The sequence below is a fragment of the Candidatus Kaelpia aquatica genome (assembly GCA_030765335.1).
Lineage (GTDB): Bacteria > Omnitrophota > Gorgyraeia > Kaelpiales > Kaelpiaceae > Kaelpia > Kaelpia aquatica.
This window is the reverse complement of record JAVCCU010000014.1, coordinates 40,725-59,350: the sequence shown is the minus strand read 5'-3', so window position 1 is coordinate 59,350 and position 18,626 is coordinate 40,725. Positions and strand designations below refer to the sequence as shown.

Genomic DNA, 18,626 nt, shown 5'->3' with positions numbered 1-18,626 from the left:
GGCTCATACCCGTATTGTCAGTGGTTCGAGTCCACTCACCGCTATTTCCACTTTTTGTTTCTAATTCTTTGTATTGTTTGGTTCTTGTTTTATTTTGAACATTATTAGTAGATAAAAATAGTTTACCCCCACAATTTAAAAACTTTGTAAAATTTATTTGACAAACATTGATTTGATGGTACAAATATGATATAGATATATTGAAAATAATTTTCTCTTGGGAGGGGGAATTGAAATAGATTAAAGTAAAAGGTAAAACAAGGAGGTAGAAAGATGAAGAAATTAGCAATAGTTTTAGTAGTAGTAGGGTTAGTAGTGAGTGTATTAAATTTGGCGATTGCAGCAGTATTATCACCGCCTATTGAAAACATAACATCTGTTTTAGCTAATAAAGATGTTCCAATGAGAGAAGCAGTGATTCAAGGCAGAGATGAACTAGAAGACAGTTTGCAAAATATAGTTCGTATGGCAGGAAAAGAGCATCAAATTAGAGGAGCTTCAGGGCTTTTTGGGGAGCTAGCATTAAACCCAATCATGGACCTATTAAACACCTATGGATTAGAAGAGATGATTAGTAGTGGAGAGGTGGTATCGACCATTACAGAGACCTGCGACAAAGAGGGAAATAAGATTTTTAGAAATGAATTAAGAATTGGTGACGACATCAAGTTGACTGTAGAGGCTATAGGCCATCTTGTTTTCTATGAGGGGTCGGGGTGGAACTGGGCTAATGGAGAAGTTACGTCAGTTACACTTGAAGAAGCAGTTGAAAGGGGCGATAGAGATTTCGTGAGTACGCTTAAAATACGATTTGATGAATACGTTGCTGTAAAGCATGCTGGTATTTTAACTGGTACACTTGTTGTGCGTTATATGAATCCTGGTGGTAGCTCTTTTGATTTCTTTGAATCTGGTCAGATAGAGACATACCAAGATAAATTCGCTATAATGCCTGAGTAAAACAATAGGTAGTGTTTCGTAGTTAGCTTGTTGATTAAAGCCTGCTATTAGCTTGGCGGGCTTTTCTTTTTATACTTTCCTATTTAATTCCGTAGTATAATAATACTATAAATACTAACCACTTAACCCCAAAAGGAGGAGATGAAGGCTAAGTAAGAAAGCACTAGTAATAAGGTTTTTACAGGCTCATACCCGTATTGTCAGTGGTTCGAGCCCACTCACCGCCAATTCTCGCTTAGGAGGCAATAGATAGTTAAGAGGACAAGATAATTAAAGTATGGAAGGGATAGGATGTATAAAAATATTAGCATGACTGCACTGGTTGTTTTTTATATTGGTGTAGCAATATTACATATAGGAATTATTTGGCTTGGAAGGGTATATTGGTCAAAAAAGAAAAGAGAAGAAAATAAAAATAAAGAAGGAGGAGATGAAGGCTAAGCAGGGAAGCATATTAGTAGTCGTTTTATGAGTTAGTCGTGGCGTATACTAGTAGAGTTACTGGTTTAGCGAGCATCCCGAGATAAAATATCCGTAGTTTAATTTCAATAGGAGAGCCTGTTTACTATTAGTAGTCTTTAGATTTTTTTATTGATTCTTTTCTAGTAAAGTGTAAATTGAATACTATGGTTGAACGTCGTGAGTATCCAAGATTAGATGATTTTCTCAGCGTTAATTATAGAGTATTAGGTCGAGACGATTCTTCGATTAATGCTCTATGTCAAAATATTAGCGCAGGAGGGATATGTTTTTCTGCCGGAGAGGGCATACAGCAGGAGACTTTATTAGAAGTAGGTATCTATATTAAGAAGATAAATAAGAGTATTCAGACTAAAGGTAGTGTTGTTTGGTCGCAGAGAAGAGAGGATAAAAGCTATCCTTATATTGTAGGTGTTAAATTTACCGAGATTGAAGATTGCGAGCGTGATTTTATCCTTCATTATGTTTGGAAAGTATTGAGGGAAAAAGAATAATCTAGATTGTAAATAGTTTGTTTTATTGTTTGATAAATTTAACTGTATTTATAGTGTAAAATGAGAGTTCTTTATCAGCTTTATTTCTCCATGAATTTTAGTAAAACAATCTTTATTATATGAAACTAAGAGATGAGATTAGAGGTACTATATTTGAGTATTCTCTTATAAAAAAGAAAGAGAGTATTTTATTAGCAGTATCAGGTGGTCCTGATTCTGTTGCTATGACCTATATCCTAAATGAGTTAAGATCTGAATTAGGATTTAATATGGCTCTAGGGTATTTTCATCATGGAATACGCAGAGAGTCTGATAGAGAGCAGGAATACGTAGGGAGCTTAGCATCTAATTTTAAAATCGATTTTTATACTAAAAAATCTGACGTACCTCTTATTTCAAAAAAAGAGAAGAGGTCTCTTGAAGATATTGCAAGAAGAGAGAGGTATAAGTTTTTAGTATCGACAGCCAAAAGAAAAAGTTTTAACAAGATAGCTGTTGCTCATAATAGTGATGATCAGGCTGAAACCTTACTGCAGAGGCTAATCAGAGGTTCGGGGTTGAAGGGTTTTAAGGGTATATCTTTTAAGATGGACATGAATGGAGTAGAGATAGTAAGGCCTTTGCTTGCTTCTTCAAGAAAAGAGATAGAAAAATATTTAGAGAAAAATAAAATATCTCCATGCATAGATAAGAGTAACTTCGATATTAAATTTAACCGCAATAAGGTGAGGCATGAGCTGATACCTTATATTGAGAAGGAATTTAATCCAAATATCAAAGAGCTTCTCTGTAAGACTGCCTCCAATATGTCGCAGTTGCATGGCTTTATAGAGGTTGAAATTGAAGATGCTTTCAAAAGGTGTGTGAAAAAAGAATCTTCTTATGTTAAAATAAAAACTGATAGATTAAAAAGATTCCATCCTTACATAATGGCTGAGCTTACGAGGAGAGCAGTTGAAGTAGTTAAGGGGGATCTAAAGAGGCTTGAATATTCTCACTGGAAAGAGATAGAGTCGTTAATCTATGAGCGTCCGGATAATTCTGTAGTAGATTTACCTGGAGGGATAAGGGTTAAGAAAATAAAATCTTGGATAACCGTAGGGAGGTAGATAGATATGGAGAAGAAGAAAAAAGATAAAAAGATGGAATTCCGCACCAGGAGCCTTTTGGTTTGGCTTCTGCTTATGGTCTTATTTTATATGTTCTGGCAGGGTAATGTAGACCAGGGGTTAAGTCAGATCGAGCTTAAATACTCAGAGTTTTACAAGATTTTAAGAGATAGCCCTGGTGATATAAGATTAGTTGTTAAGACTGAGAATTTAATAAGGGGTGAATTAGAAGATGGGACCGGATTTAGAGTAATGATTCCTGATGAAGATAGGGATTTCATAGCTCTTATGCGGGAGAATATATCTGATTTTAGAGTAGAACCTCCTAAAACATTGCTATTACAGGTTCTTTTCTCTGTTGGTCCAATCTTACTCTTCATCGCTTTTCTTTGGTTTCTGCACCGTGGTTCAAGAGGGGGAGCAGGTAGGATATTCTCGTTTGGAAAGATAAAAACCAGGCTTGGGACAGATGGGCAGGACAAGATTACTTTTAATGATGTTGCTGGAGTTACAGAAGCAAAAGAAGAGTTAAAAGAGATAATAGACTTTCTTACAGATCCAAAGAAATTTCAGCGCTTGGGAGGGAAGATTCCAAGAGGCGTTCTTTTGACAGGGCCTCCTGGAACAGGTAAGACACTCCTTGCAAAAGCTGTTAGCGGGGAGGCTGGAGTTCTCTTTTCGTCTTTATCGGGGTCAGATTTTGTTGAGATGTTTGTTGGTGTAGGTGCTGCAAGAGTTAGAGACTTATTTGAGCAGTCTAAGCGCCATGCTCGTAGTACCGGCAAGGGTTGTATTATATTTATAGATGAGATAGACGCTGTTGGCCGTCAGAGATTTTCAGGTATAGGCGGGGGGCATGATGAGAGAGAACAGACTTTAAATGCTCTTTTAGCTGAGATGGATGGTTTTGGTACCGATGAGAGTGTTATAGTGATTGCGGCAACTAACAGGCCAGATGTGCTAGACTCAGCATTGCTTAGGCCGGGTAGGTTTGATAGGGTTATTATTGTTGATAGCCCTGACGTGAAAGGGAGAGAGGATATTTTAAAAGTCCATGTAAGAAATAAAAAAGTTTCAGATAATATTAATTTAGATAAGATTGCCCGTCAGACTTCAGGGTTTTCAGGCGCTGATCTTGCTAATCTCTGTAACGAGTCGGCTCTTCTGGCTGCAAGGCGGGGCAAAGACGAGATTACGATGGATGAGATGGATGAGGCGATAGATAGAGTTATGGCAGGTCCGCAGAGAAAATCAAGGGTGATAAATGAGCATGAGAAGAAGCTTACTGCTTTCCATGAAGCCGGACATGCCTTAGTGTCGCTGCTTCTTCCTAATGTTGAGCCGCTACATAAAGTCTCTATTATTCCAAGGGGCATGGCAGGAGGATATACAAAACTTTTAAGTGAAGATAAAAACTTTAACACCAAAGGCGATATACTGGATAAAATCACTGTCTTTTTAGCAGGACGAGTATCAGAAGAGCTTGCATTGGGTGAGATCTCAACAGGTGCCAGAAACGACCTTGAGAATGCAACGAAGTTTGCAAGGAATATGGTCTGCGTATTTGGGATGAGTGAGAAACTGGGCAATGTATCGCTGGATAAGCATTCAGGGCCTGTCTTTTTAGGCAGAGATCTCGTTACAGAGAAGCATTACAGCGAGAAGACAGCCGAGGATATTGATAAAGAGATAAAGACCATAATAGATCAATGTTATCATATCTCAAAGCAGCTGCTTGAAAAGAACCGTGAAAAGTTATATCTCTTAGCCAATACTCTTCTTGATAAGGAGACTTTGGAGGGGGATAGTATAAGAAAACTTCTGGGTATCAAAGATAAAAAGAAAGATGAGCAAGATAAGAGTTCTTGATTTAAGTTTTAATGAACTCAAGAGTGAGTTTGCCAGGCTTAATGTAGATACTTACGGTTCTAAGATCATGCTTCCTAAGGGGAGTTTTTACATCGTTAAGATAGATAGCATTGCTTCGGTCTCTGCAAATGTGATAAAGCAGCAGATGTTGTCTAATGGCGGAGATGCTGCAGTAAGCAAGGGTTCTATCGATGGAAGCAGGAAGAAGACAGACTGTATCATTATGGGCACGGAGAAGCAGTACCAGGAGTTGATAAAGAAGCTAAGACTTCAGCCTTGGGGGCTATCTGAGGTTTCAGATAAAATCAAAGAGTCTTTAAGTAGATTTAATAGCAAGGTATCTAGTCTGGACTTAGGTAATAGCAAGATGTCTTTTGGTAATAGAACCCGTATTATGGGTATTGTTAATATTACTCCTGATTCTTTCAGCGATGGAGGTAGGTACTTAGATTCCAAGAGCGCTATTGATCAGGTATATAGGTTAGTAGATCAAGGAGCTGATATTATTGATATAGGCGGTGAATCTTCAAGGCCTGGATCTAGCAATGTTAGGGTAGATGAGGAGCTTAAGAGGGTTATTCCGGTAATAAAAAAAGTTCGCAAAAGGGTCAAAGTACCTATATCGATTGATACGCGCAAGTCAGAAGTTGCAAGAGAGGCTCTTGAGTCTGGAGTTGATATTGTAAATGATATCTCCTCCTTCGGCCATGATCCTAAAATGGCTAAAGTCTTAGCGGAGTATGAAGCTCCGGTTGTTCTTATGCATATAAAAGGAACTCCCAAGACGATGCAGAGAGCTCCAGAGTATAGAAATGTAATATCTGATATCTATGAATACTTTGAGAAAAAGATCTCTTTAGCTGTTGCAAGAGGTATCAGAAGGGATAAGATCATAATAGATCCCGGTATAGGTTTTGGCAAGAGAGTGGAGGATAACATAGAGATAGTCAAACGTTTGAGAGAGTTTAAATCTTTAGGCAGACCTATTATGATAGGGTTATCCAGAAAATCTTTCATAGGCGATATTTTAAAAAAATCTATCGACGGGAGATTATATGGTTCACTAGGTAGCTATGCCTGTGCTATTATAAATGGAGCGGACATTTTAAGAGTCCACGATGTTAGTGAAACAAGAGATTTAGTAAGAGTAATAGACAGGATTAGAAGATGAAATATATAGCGCCTCTATCGATTTTTTTAATTGAAATTGCTGTACTGTGGGTTATCTATTATAAGGCTCTCCGTTTTATAGAGACAACGCGCGGTAAGCAGGTTCTTAAAGGATTATTGTTAGTATTAGTGCTTTTTTTGGTTTCACAGGTATTCAATTTAGAGGTTATGCATTGGCTTTTAACAAAGCTTTTCACTATCTCTATATTGGCATTTATAGTAATATTTCAGCCTGAACTTAGGCGTGGATTGGCAAGATTGGGGGAGTATTCACCATTTACTCTTGTCGTAGGAGAAGAGAGGGCAATAGATGAAATAGTAAAAGCATCTTATACTTTAGCAAAAAGAAATATCGGTGCACTTATTGCAATACAACGCCAGGTAAATTTAGATCCTTTTATAGAGTCGGGTGTTTCTTTAGACAGCGCTATAAGCTCAGAGTTGTTAGTGGCTATCTTTACTCCTTATAATCCTCTACATGACGGGGGAGTTGTTATTGAGTCTAGTAAAATAAAAACGGCATCATGTCTTTTTCCTTTGACTCAAAATCAAAATCTGCTTAAAAGCGTAGGTACTCGCCATAGGTCTGCTATAGGTTTAAGTGAAGAGACTGATGCGGTTATCGTGGTTGTCTCCGAGGAGACCGGAGACGTATCTTTGGCATTGAGAGGAGAGTTGTACCAGAATCTAAGCGCTGAAGAGTTAGGAGGTAAATTGCTGGCTCTATGCAGTAAAAAAATAACAAAAGAAGAAGAGGAGAGAATAGCATCTTCATATGAAGCTGATAGCGGCAATTAAAAGCAATTTTGGATACAAGCTAATAGCCTTACTGCTCGCTGTAACTACCTACCTCTATGTCCAAGGAGAGATAGGAATTAAAGGTATTGGATTTGGAGAGAAAGAGCTCCTAGAAGATGTAATTTCAAAGGTAGTTCCGATTAAGGCCTCTATAAAAGGAGAGCCTCCTGAAGGATATAAAGTTTTAAAATCGAATATAAGTCTTACTCCAGAGAGAGTGATAATTATGGGCAAGAAAGATGATATTATGAATATTGCAGAGGTTGCAACTCAAGAGATAGATGTGCGGAAATTTACTCATACCCAGGTGTTATCAGTTCCGCTCCTGGCTTTAGAGAATGCTATCATAATAAGTTCTAAAACAGTAACTGTAGAGATTCCTATTGTGTCATTACGGTAAAATCAATGAGGTTAGGTTTAAATATAGATCATGTTGCAACAGTTAGAGAGGCGCGGGGAGGAGACGAACCAAATCCTATCAAAGCTCTTCTGATAGCCGAGAAGTCCGGCTGTGATTCTATAGTAGCGCATCTAAGAGAAGACCGAAGGCATATCAATGACTCTGACATAAGAGAGATAAAGATCAATGTTAAGACAACTTTCAACATGGAAATGTCAATCGCAGAAGATATTGTTAGGGTGGCTTTAGATGTTAAGCCTGATGAAGTGACTCTTGTTCCTGAGAGGAGAGAGGAGTTGACAACAGAGGGAGGTCTTGATGTCTTAGCTCACCAGAATAGGCTTGCCGATATTATTCCGGAATTTAAGAAAAACAATATAAGAGTAAGTCTTTTTATAGATCCGGATAGAGAGCAGATAGAGGTTTCGTCTAAAGTCGGTGCTGATTATATAGAGATCCATACCGGTTCTTTTGCTGAGGCTTTTAAGAAAGGTTTTTATAGGGAGGAGCTAGACAAAATAGTGACAGGGGTTGAGATTGCAAAATATCTTAATCTTAAAGTTAATGCTGGGCACGGTCTTAACTATGAGAATGTATCTGAGATCGTTAAAATAGAAGGAATTGAGTCCTTAAATATAGGACATTCAATAATATCAAGAGCAATCTTTTCAGGAATTGAATCTGCGGTAGTAGAGATGCTTAAACTTATAAAATGAAGATATTGGCCACTGGTATAGATATAGTCGAAGTTAAGAGGGTAAAGGAGATCTATCTGAGATTTAAAGATAGGTTTTTAAGGAAGATATTAACCTTAGAAGAGACTGGTGAATTAGAGAGTAAAGGTAAGAGTTACTATCAATCTCTTGCAGCTAGAGTTGCAGCAAAAGAAGCAATCTATAAGGCGTTAAACTCCTATGATCCTAGAATCATTCCCGAGTGGAAAGATATCTCAATATATAATCAGGAGAATGGTTCTCCGGGTGTGAGATTAAGTTTTAGCCTTGATTTTGGAGTAACGATAGTACTCAGTATCTCCCATACAGACAATTATGCAGTTGCCAATGCTATATTGTTGCAGGAAGACTGATGCAGGATAAGATATTAAGTTATTTCAAGAAGATATATCCTAGGGAAAAAGATAGCCATAAAGGTGATTACGGTAAAGTCTTAATTCTCGCAGGTTCAAAGGGCATGAGCGGTGCAGCAATATTAGCATCACTAGCATCTCTAAGATCCGGAGCTGGTCTTGCCTACCTAGGGATACCACAAAGCTTAAGTAGTATAGTTCAAGAGAGATTGACCGAGGTTATTACAGTTCCTTTGAAAGAGACAAAGAGTGGCAGTGTTAGTCTTGCTGCATTAAAGCAGATTAGGTTGCTGTTAAAAAAATCTGATGTAGTATTAATAGGGCCTGGTTTGTCAAAAGATAAGCAGACCAAGAGTTTAACGCAAAAGCTTTTAACTGAGATTAGCATCCCTGTTATACTTGATGCAGATGGCATTAACTCTTTTGCAGGAAGAACTAGATTGTTAAAAAAGAGAAAGAGCGGATCTCTCATCTTAACACCGCATCTTGGTGAGTTCTCAGGAATCTCGAATATAAAGATAGATAAGATTAAAAATAATAGAGATGCTATTGCTAAAGATTTCGCTAAAAAATTTAATCTTACACTTATTCTTAAAGGTCATAATACTCTCGTTGTCAGTCCTAATGGCGATAGCTATGTAAACGATAGCGGTAATCCTGGTATGGCAACAGCCGGAAGTGGTGATGTTTTATCAGGTATAGCAGCTTCTTTAAGAGCCCAGGGTCTCTCTGATTATGAGGCTGCTTGTTTAGGAGTCTATGTTCATGGGCGAGCAGGTGATTTAACTAGAGAGCAAAAGACCGAAATATCTCTATTAGCATCAGATATTGTTGATTTTTTGCCAGTTGCGTTTAAAGAGCTTGAACATACAAGCCTTAATCGTTCTTGATAATATAAAAACACTATTTTATTTGTAATGTTTCCAGTTTTCTGGTATAAATAGTAAAAGAAAATTAGGCGGGGGCTAAATCAATATTATGAAGTATCTTAGGTTAAAAAATATTACATTCTTTTATTTTGCAATAATGGGGTTAGTTTTATTTTATCCTGAAACTGCTTTTAGCAGAAGAATAATGGAAGTTTATGTTACACCAGAAGTAGCTTTGGCTAATGTCGAAGCGATATTAAACGGAGCATCAATACCAACTATTAAGTTCATAGAAGAAGGGCGTCAAATTGTAATAGAAGCAGTTCATTTTGAGCAAAATTTATCTAACCCTTACTTGGAAGAATCTAAAATATTTCTTACCTTAAGGATGAGCGATGAAGTAACAGGCCAAGCTCAGGCTTATATGGTGTTTTTCCCAAGCAAAAACGGTCAAATGCTAAGATATGCTTCTAGTTATAAGGGGACTTTCACTTATAGTTGTTTACAAATTTTAGATCTTTTAAAAGGAAAAATAGAATTGATAGGCGGTGATTTTAACGAAGAATTAACTCATCATATTAGTAATTATAATCGCTTAGAGAAATATAAGGCTGGAGTTTTACTTCATCAGAAGAAAGTAGAGGCAATGGAAAAAGTATTAACTTATGGCTATGGTTATATTTCAACCAAAATGGAAGAGGTTGCTAGCCAAAGAGAAATATTGACAGTTTTAGCTAATGAAGATAGGCAGATAGCTCTTTATTTAGAGAGATTTGATAGATATAAAGCCCAAATAATGAATAGTCTTCTAGAATTTCAAGCTGACAAGAAAACAGAGGATGCATTTATTGTTTTTAAAGATTTAGCCACTAACTTTATTAGAAATACAATTGCATTACAAGAAAGATTGAGTGATGAATCAATGGTATTGCCAGATTTCTTAGATCTAGACTTCAGTTCTTTATATGCTAATCCAACATTTGTGGCTTATATTGGTTTATTTGAAAGTTCTGAGTTTACAGCTTATAGTGTACTAACTAAATTTTTTGGAGAATCAGTATCTTCATTGGAGAATCCAAGAAAAATATGTCAAGCTTTTAATGGTGGAGTTTCAGGTATTAATAGAAGTTTTTGGGAATTTTATAATCAAGAAGGAGATTGGCTTAAGGCTGCTAACTTGCTTTGGGGACAGCTAAAAGAAGAACTAAGTGGATCGGACGTAGCTTCTTTGGTAGAAAAAGAAGCTATAGTTACCAAGCTTTTTAGACAATTAGGTATATTCCAAGAAGCAGATAGTTTTAAAGAGATTAAAACTCCTATTTTTATAGTCTCAGCGGATGATTCTGATCTTCTGTTGCAGTTAAGAAATTCTTTAACTTTTGGTGAAAGAATAACTTTAGTAAGGGAATTTAGAGGGTTAACTCCGGAGCGATTGTCACAGATGGCAAGTAATCAATTAAATACTGTCTATGGACTGGAAAGTGATCAGAATATTTATTCTCCTCGCAATGCTCCTGTTATTGCTCAGGCGCTTGATATAGATGTTTGGTATTTGCTTCAAGGCATGCTTAGAGAAGAGGCTTTAGAGGTAGAAAATATTATTCCAAGGATTCCACTTATAGAGATTGCTTTATGGGGAGAGAACAGAATTATTGGAGAAAGGATTATTTTAAGTAGGATTGCACAGGGAAGAACACAGGAAGAGCTAGCAGAAACGTTAGGTGTTAGTCCTTCAGAGCTTAGTGCTTGGGAGAGAGGAAGAAAAAATGTGCCTCAAGACAATATAGCTGATTTAGCTTTTGAAATTAATATCAACATCGAGCTATTGCAGGAAGTAATAATTCCAGATGTAGCAATATTAGAGATAGAGCATATTGGACCGGTAAGTTTTATAGGAGCTAGAATTAAGTCTAGGAGAGAAGAGTTAGGGTTATCGTCTAAAGATTTAGCAGATTTAGTGGGGTGGAGTTCCTACACCCTGATGAGTTTAGAAAGAGGAGAGTTTGATATCAGAATTAATCTTCCAACCTTTGCTGAGATGCTTAATATGGATGCATGGGAATTACTTACTGGCAGTGAAAAGGATATGGCTTTAGAAACAGAAAATTTAAAAATACTTATATCGCCTTTAGAGTTTAAAAGGTGGGGTAAGCAAGTTATTATTGGAGAAAGATTGAGATTAGCTCGCCTGGTTAAAGGGTATTCACTGATAGAGCTTGGGAGAATAATAGTAGATAGCGAATTTGATATCGGTAGCCATGCTTCTCGTTTAATTTCTGGAGTATACGAAAGAGGTGTTGTTCCTTTGCCACAGACATTGGTGGAGGCTTTAAGTTCAATTTTAGATTTAGATCCTCTTCAGCTGCAACCATAGAGATGGTGTTTTAGGTAGCTATATTTTAATATTTAAAATGAAAATAGATAAAAATAGATTTTTTAAAGAAGGGTTATTAATTTGCCTAGCTCTACCTCTTTTATTTAATTGTTATGCTAATTTTTATTTTAGAAATATAGATACAACAAGAAGAATAAAGGTTGTTAGGACCCCATCCACTATGCATGGATTTGCAATAGCTCTATTTGATAATTATGATCAAACTGAATTTACCAGAGAAGATGTGCAGTCTCTGTTTGGGTGGGCACAAGGAACAGCTAACCAGAGATTAAAATGCTTGGTTGAGTTTGGAGTTCTAGAAGTTGAAGAAGGTATGTTTCTCAGTAGAAGTAAAGGCTGGTCGCCATATAAATATCATTTCAAAGATACTTTTAATAGCAGGGATAATATAATGCTTCTAGTTGCAGTAAAGGAGCTTTATCGAGCACAGTATGAATCTCAAGAACTAATAGATGTTGCTCCTACAGTAAAACAAGAAATCAATACCTTGTTAAGCATGGATGCATTTAGAGATATAAATATTGCTTTAGATGTTAGCTTAGAAACTGAATCCAGAGAGCTTTTTAGAGCTAAATTCTTGGCTGCTTTACATGCTTGCGGGTTGACAGAATTATATGCAAGTTTTAGGGAAATAAAAATATCAAAAGGAGAAAAGACTGACATTCGCTACGATTTATCTGAAAATACAGTCTCTATAACTCTTACTGAGGAAGAAGTTTCAAAGGCAGGTTTTAATAGTTTGTGGAATCTTTTTGGTGAAAAACCAGATTTAAGAACAAGGTTGGTTGAGGAAGTTTTTGTAGAATATGCAGGTTATGATACAGAAGAAGATAGAGATTTGCTGCATATAGGGATGACTCTTATGGGAGACATATATGGGAATTGGTATGACAGGCTTAGAGAGGGTGAGTTTGTGCCCTATTTGCCATATCTTATTTATGTCCATTTGCCTTATGAGTGGGTAGTAGAGGGTAGGCAGAAATCTGATTATCCAGATTCAGGTATTTTACCTATTGAGATGTTAATTAGAGACAGAGATAGAAGTGAAGCTCTAAGTAGCATCTACGAGCTCTATGTTGCAGAGTTAAATAACTTAGTTGTGAACCTAGAAGAATCATTGTCTGCTTTTAGTGATAAGCAAAAAAAGATGTTAATGTTAAGATTTGGCGTTAGTCCGCAGGCTGTAAAAGATATAGATTTGGGAATAGAATTATCTAGTAGCTCGAAGTCTAATATAGTCCATAATCAAATTATGTCTCTATTTTGGAGACTTAATGTGAGAAGAAATATTGAGCCTAGCATCCACTTGTTAGATCAGTTATTTAAGATCTACCAGATTAGACGGTTAGAGCTGCAGCATCTTCAAGCTTCCAGCAGACCCTAGTGTTTAGTTTTTAAGTACCACTGATTAATATTGATTGTTGCTTTTAAAAATTTTGATAAAAGTGTTTAATATGGTATAAATTATATATAATGGCATAAATTATGTATACAAAATATAGATGTTAATTTAATTGTTTAAAATATAATGATAATAGAAAACAGAAAATCAATTTTTGCTACAGCATTTATATGTATATTTATCTTCCAATCAACAGTGGTTGGGTTTACTGGTCCTGTTGGTAGTCAGAGTTCTGGCATTATTCCTGTATCTCAGGGCATAGGATCTTATCAAGGAGAAAATACTTTAAGCATGGTCTCTGATGGATGGAATGATGAATGGAATATCGAGAGTGCTCCCATAGAGGGTGATCTGCGCTATGAGCTTTATTATGATGATCTTAGCGGTAGCTTGGTTCAAAATATTTGGGAGTGTTGTGATCCGTTATGGGCTTTGCGAGTAGAGATGGAAGCGATGTTGCTTGGTATGAATATGGATCAAGTAAATAAGGTTATACGTGAAAAGAAAATAGGAGATGAGACATATAAGTTTAGACTTAAAGAGCAGAAAAGGATAAATGATGTTATTGAAATAGAATTAGGCGACTATGACAGAGATGGAGACAGTGAGATAGTTAGCTATCGTACATCAGATGGAGGCGGTAATTTTGTCAAATTTACCGAGTGGGATAAGTCTTATACTTTGGATTATAGAAATATTATGAGTAAAGAAGGTATGCTACTTGTCGATTTAAATGATCAAACTTTAAATTTAAATTCAGTTGCTACTCTATTATTTTCTGAACAACACTCAAGTATTATTAATCATATAGATAGATTAATGGATGATGATCCTGAGGACCTACTTTTAGATTTTACGGCAACATCCAATACTACTCCTTATTATGATGCAGATAATCAATGTATTATTATAGGTGGTTGGCAGGTTCTGTCTGATGATATAGACAGATCTCAGATACCATCTAAAATTACTGTAGACGGTATAACGTTTGATTTAAATCTAGTAGACGGCTTGTTTCTAACTGAGTTAAAAGTTATTGATGGTGTAGTTACACCTAGTTATGACAGAGATGATCCCGATAAGATAACAGGATATTATACCAAGAACTCAGTAGAGATATTAGATATGGTAGTTAGATTAAAAGCATGGGATAGGTTGTATTCTGTAGAATATGCTACAGATGTTTATGGGGATCTAGTATTGGAAGTATATTCAGATGGAAATACAGTAGAATGGCAAGCAGGGGATCTTTCCCAAGGTTTCAATGTAGATGCTGGATCAGTTGATTTTGAAAAGACTTATTATAATAAAGAGACAAATAATATTGTTAAAGAAGTATGGGCTAGCAGGTCTACACTTCCTAGTGGTAATATTCCTAGTCAGATTGAACTAGATAACAGCTCTATTGAGCTAGTTAGTGGCGACTCTTCAGTGTTAGTGGCTCGTTATGAGAAACACTTAGATAATGTTATGGATATACTTATAAGTGATGATGGGAATAGGATTGACTACATGGATAGTGCATCTAGAACGATAGAGACAGTCCTATTGTCTTCAGTAATTTGGGATAAAAACTATTCTTTAGCATATAATGAAGTCGATGGCAGAGTAGAGGTTTCTGTTAATGGTAGAACGATAGATGCAGCTGTTAGATCTTTAGAGCAAGATCCTGCGGGGAGCTCAAATATTCCAGAGTCTGATAATGTTAATCAGCTGATAGCAATGATGATTGACGAGTCCAGCAGTGAACAGAGACATTTTATTATGCAACAAATAGGAGAATTGGGTACAGAATACGATTTGGAGTTAGCTCAGGATATTTCTGATATTATTTACGCTGATGAGGGCTATATTCGTTTTGATGCAGCAATGGATTTGATGGATGCAGCAGATTTGCGTTCAGCAGAAGCTTTAATACGAGTGTGTTTTGAGATTGAAGAATTAGAAGGATTAGATAGAGATATGGCTGCTCAAGCTTTGGCTGCAATGGTTTTACCAAAGAGTATTACAGACCGTTTTGTTGCTGCAGCAATAGAAAATAAAGGTAATGTTAGTAGATTTTATTTAGGAAACGCATTTTTATATTTAGGCTTGCAAGCAGATTATTCTTTAATTGATTTCTTGTTTAATAATGCTGGCTCAGAGGCTGCTGGTATAGCTTCTGATATTATGGCTGCATATGGCAGTTCCTCTGTGGTAGAGCCTTTAATTAGAAGATTGTTGATAAGCAATGATTCAACAGCAAGAGAACTTGCTTTTAAAACTCTATATTCCATTGGTAAATCAGCAGTAGAGCCTATTGTTAAAGACATATTAAGCAGCGGGGACAGCGAACTTGTCGAATTAGGCATTGAAGCTCTAGCTAAAATAAAAGATCTCTCTGTTAACCCTTTAATAGATGCTCTTATGTTACCTGAGGTTATAAGCAATAATTACTATGTAGATAATATAAAGAATGCTTTAATTAGAGTTGGCAACCCTTCCTTTATTCCTGTTTTGAGTAGATTATTGAATAATGAAAATAGAGTTTTGCAAAATTTAGCAGTTGATATAATAACAGCTTTTGATCCTAGCGAGGTTGATTCTAGCATTGATTTAAGAAATTTAAAGAGTTTGGTGGAATCTCAGAATAGAAGAGGTTTAGACAGTTTAAATGTACTGAGTTCTAATTATAGGTATTCTTTAACGCGCGCTGTTGCTCTATATTATGTAAAAGATGCAGAATTTTTAAAGGAGTACTTATTTAAAAGTAGCGGTAATACTTTAATAGTGAGATCTAAAATGAAAGATTCTTTACTAGGTGATGGCGTCTCTAAGTTAGAGATGGCTGCTATTTTAAATACAGGTATCCCGTCTCAAGAAGGCTGGTGGTATAATCTTAAAAATAAAAGTGAAAGAATAGAGTATCTTAAGTTGGTTTTAAAAGGTGATTTTACAGATGAACGAACATATATAACATCTTTTGGCTATGGGTTCCTATGTCGCCATTTTGCTAAACAGTTAATGATAAACTCTCTTATATATGAAGTGGATGATTTTGTTGATGGTAGAGATGAGCTCTATGATTTAGAAGGTGGAATTAACCCTTATTATGAGAGCTTAAGCTATGGGCTGCCTATACGTATGGCTAATAGTCTTGGTAATATGGGAGATGGTAGCATAGGACATGCTTTTAATGCTATCTATGTTGGCGATCTGCCATTTGATGTTGGTAAATATGATATTAATAATTGGGTATGTATTGAACCTCAAGACGATGGTTTTATGCCTGCATCTCTCTTTGAAAAGACTACTATTGATTTAAATACTTATATGTCAACATGCGGTTCGTTGTCATTCTGCAGCGTCAACCTTTATCAGGATCTTGTAACTCTTAATACTGCCGGTTATGATTTTCTCCCTTGGTGGTGGTAGAAGCTGCATGCCTATTTCATTCCTTGACAAAGTAAGCTCCTTTTTATACCATTTATTGTAATTATCTAACCAGCCAAATCTAGAAGGAGGATAAGATATGCAGGAAGTCAAGGATATTAGAAATATCGCTATTCTAGGTCACTCTTCTTCAGGTAAATCCACATTAGTTGAAGCCATACTCTATAAAAATGGAGCCATCAGTAGACTTGGGCGCGTAGAAGATGGTAGCACCAGTAGTGATTTTGCGCCAGATGAGATAAAAAAAAGGATATCTATAAACACTTCGGTTTTTAATATTATTCAGGATTCTAAGTTAATAAATATTCTTGATGCTCCCGGATATGCCGATTTTGCAGGCGATACGTTGGCTGCTTTAAGAGCGGCTGACTCAGTTATTCTTACAGTCGGATCTCATTCAGGTGTTGAGGTTGGTACCGAGAGAAGTTTTAAGTATGCTCGCAAGGCAAATAAGCCTGCGATTATTTTCGTTAATAAATGTGATAAAGAAGATACAGATTTAGATGCTCTTATAAATGAGATAAAAGAGAAATTTGGTTCAATTTGTATTCCATTTAATCTACCCAATGCTATGGGTGATGGGTTGACAGGAATTCATAGTGTATTTAATTCTGCCGATGCTCCAGAATCCATTAAATCTAAATTAGATGAGATATATAAGGGTATTGTTGATTTTGCTGCAGAATCAGACGATGCGCTACTGGAGCGTTATCTTGAAGGAGTGGAATTGACAGAAGAGGAGGTATCTCAGGGTCTTAAAAAAGCCGTTAGAGCAGGGACTTTAATCCCTGTTTTCTTTGGCTCTGCTTTAAAAGACCAGATTGGAGTAGAGGCCTTAACTAAAGCCGTTGTTAATCTTCTTCCTTCACCTGATGAATTAGGTGTTTTAATAGGTAATAAGCCTGAGAGCGATGACGAAGTAGAGAGAGAGCCGGATCTTAAGGAGCCTTTCAGTGCCTTTGTCTTTAAAACCATATATGATGCCTACGTGGGGCAGCTTACTGTATTTAGAATATTTTCTGGAAAACTTGATTCTGACTCTTCGTTTTTTAACTCTAGCAATGGATCTAAAGAGAAGATAACGAAGATTTTAAAAATTCAAGGCAAGGATCAGAGCGCTGTTACATCTGCTTTTTGCGGGGAGATAGTTGCAGTTGCGAAGCTTAAAAACACAAATACAGGTGATACTGTCTGTGATGAGAAGGAAAAAGTTGTATTTGATTCAATAGATTACCCTGCTTCTCCGATGTGTTCTTCAGTAAAACCTAAATCTAGAGAGGATGAAGAGAAGATAATGGAAGCCTTGCATAGGCTTAGTTTTGAAGATCCAACTTTTAAGGTTTCTAGAGAAGAGCAGACAAAAGAGCTTTTGATATCAGGGTTAGGCGATCTGCACTTGGATGTTATGGTTGGCAGGTTAAGTGAGAGGTTTGGTGTTGATGTAGAGCTAAGCGCTCCTAAAGTGCCTTACCGTGAGACTATGACTAAGCTATCGGAAGCGCAAGGTAGGTACAAGAGGCAGACGGGCGGCCGTGGTCAGTATGGTGATGCCTGGATTAGGCTAGAACCCTTAGAGAGAGATAAAGGGTTTGAGTTTGTCAATGCTATTGTAGGCGGTGTCGTTCCTAAGTCCTATATACCTGCAGTAGAGAAAGGTGTCAAGAAAGCTATGAAAGAGGGTGTCTTTACAGGATGCCCTGTCGTAGACGTTAGGGTCACGCTTTATGATGGTTCTTATCATCCGGTAGATTCGTCTGATATGGCGTTTCAGATTGCAGGATCTATGGCTTTTAAAAGTGCTGCTAAGAACTCTGGGATGGTTTTGCTTGAACCTATAATGGATGTTGAGATAACTGTGCCTGATGAGTTTATGGGCCATGTTAGCGGTGATATAAGCTCAAAAAGGGGAAGGGTTGCTGGGGTTGAGGCTAAAGGCGGCATGGAGAATATCAAGGCGCAGGTCCCTATGGCTGAGATGTTTAAGTTTGGCTCTGAGCTACGCTCTATTACCGGCGGAAGGGGTTGTTATGCTATGGAATTTTCTCATTATGAGATTGTGCCCCAAAAAGAAGCTGAAAAAATAGTACGGCAGTCTAAGATTGATGATAAAGAAGAATAAGTTATGTTGCTTCTTAATATTTCGGTTGATATAATTTATCTG

General features: G+C 36.7%; 15 protein-coding genes. All 15 read left to right on the top strand.

The genetic code is table 11. The features are described 5' to 3' along the window. Nucleotides 1-273: 273 nt before the first annotated feature. The 15 genes from P9X27_02360 to fusA all read left to right on the top strand — a co-directional run bounded on the left by P9X27_02360 (nt 274) and on the right by fusA (nt 18,584). Nucleotides 274-960 (top strand): hypothetical protein, encoded by a 687-nt coding sequence (locus P9X27_02360; protein MDP8253221.1) that lies wholly within the window; start codon nt 274-276, stop codon nt 958-960. 291 nt (nt 961-1,251) lie between these two features. After that, nucleotides 1,252-1,401 (top strand): hypothetical protein, encoded by a 150-nt coding sequence (locus P9X27_02355; GenBank protein ID MDP8253220.1) that lies wholly within the window; start codon nt 1,252-1,254, stop codon nt 1,399-1,401. 185 nt (nt 1,402-1,586) lie between these two features. After that, nucleotides 1,587-1,934 (top strand): PilZ domain-containing protein, encoded by a 348-nt coding sequence (locus P9X27_02350; GenBank protein MDP8253219.1) that lies wholly within the window; start codon nt 1,587-1,589, stop codon nt 1,932-1,934. A gap of 119 nt (nt 1,935-2,053) precedes the next feature. Beyond that, nucleotides 2,054-3,043: a tRNA lysidine(34) synthetase TilS gene (gene tilS / locus P9X27_02345; GenBank protein MDP8253218.1), complete on the top strand. Its 990-nt coding sequence runs from the start codon at nt 2,054-2,056 to the stop codon at nt 3,041-3,043. Between the two features lie 6 nt (nt 3,044-3,049). Next, complete coding sequence (gene ftsH / locus P9X27_02340) at nt 3,050-4,912, top strand: ATP-dependent zinc metalloprotease FtsH (GenBank protein ID MDP8253217.1); 1,863 nt, start codon at nt 3,050-3,052, stop codon at nt 4,910-4,912. Continuing rightward, on the top strand, nt 4,890-6,083 hold the full coding sequence (gene folP / locus P9X27_02335; protein ID MDP8253216.1) for a dihydropteroate synthase: 1,194 nt from the start codon (nt 4,890-4,892) through the stop codon (nt 6,081-6,083). Before ftsH ends, folP begins: the two co-directional genes overlap by 23 nt. Continuing rightward, nucleotides 6,080-6,880 carry a diadenylate cyclase CdaA gene (gene cdaA / locus P9X27_02330; protein MDP8253215.1) on the top strand — a complete coding sequence of 267 codons (801 nt, stop codon included), beginning with the start codon at nt 6,080-6,082 and terminating at the stop codon, nt 6,878-6,880. The genes folP and cdaA overlap by 4 nt, the downstream gene beginning before the upstream one ends. Beyond that, nucleotides 6,858-7,280, top strand: coding sequence for a YbbR-like domain-containing protein (locus P9X27_02325; protein MDP8253214.1), 423 nt, complete (start codon nt 6,858-6,860; stop codon nt 7,278-7,280). Before cdaA ends, P9X27_02325 begins: the two co-directional genes overlap by 23 nt. A gap of 5 nt (nt 7,281-7,285) precedes the next feature. Continuing rightward, nucleotides 7,286-7,996 carry a pyridoxine 5'-phosphate synthase gene (locus tag P9X27_02320; GenBank protein MDP8253213.1) on the top strand — a complete coding sequence of 237 codons (711 nt, stop codon included), beginning with the start codon at nt 7,286-7,288 and terminating at the stop codon, nt 7,994-7,996. After that, complete coding sequence (gene acpS / locus P9X27_02315) at nt 7,993-8,367, top strand: holo-ACP synthase (protein MDP8253212.1); 375 nt, start codon at nt 7,993-7,995, stop codon at nt 8,365-8,367. Before P9X27_02320 ends, acpS begins: the two co-directional genes overlap by 4 nt. After that, on the top strand, nt 8,367-9,257 hold the full coding sequence (locus P9X27_02310; protein MDP8253211.1) for an NAD(P)H-hydrate dehydratase: 891 nt from the start codon (nt 8,367-8,369) through the stop codon (nt 9,255-9,257). The genes acpS and P9X27_02310 overlap by 1 nt, the downstream gene beginning before the upstream one ends. Before the next feature lie 88 nt (nt 9,258-9,345). Continuing rightward, nucleotides 9,346-11,610 (top strand): helix-turn-helix transcriptional regulator, encoded by a 2,265-nt coding sequence (locus P9X27_02305; protein MDP8253210.1) that lies wholly within the window; start codon nt 9,346-9,348, stop codon nt 11,608-11,610. A 37-nt stretch (nt 11,611-11,647) separates the two neighbouring features. After that, nucleotides 11,648-13,015: a hypothetical protein gene (locus P9X27_02300; GenBank protein MDP8253209.1), complete on the top strand. Its 1,368-nt coding sequence runs from the start codon at nt 11,648-11,650 to the stop codon at nt 13,013-13,015. 144 nt (nt 13,016-13,159) lie between these two features. Continuing rightward, entirely contained in the window at nt 13,160-16,447 is a 3,288-nt protein-coding gene (locus tag P9X27_02295) for a hypothetical protein (protein MDP8253208.1), read from the top strand. Between the two features lie 97 nt (nt 16,448-16,544). Next, nucleotides 16,545-18,584 carry an elongation factor G gene (fusA, locus tag P9X27_02290; GenBank protein MDP8253207.1) on the top strand — a complete coding sequence of 680 codons (2,040 nt, stop codon included), beginning with the start codon at nt 16,545-16,547 and terminating at the stop codon, nt 18,582-18,584. Nucleotides 18,585-18,626: the final 42 nt, after the last annotated feature.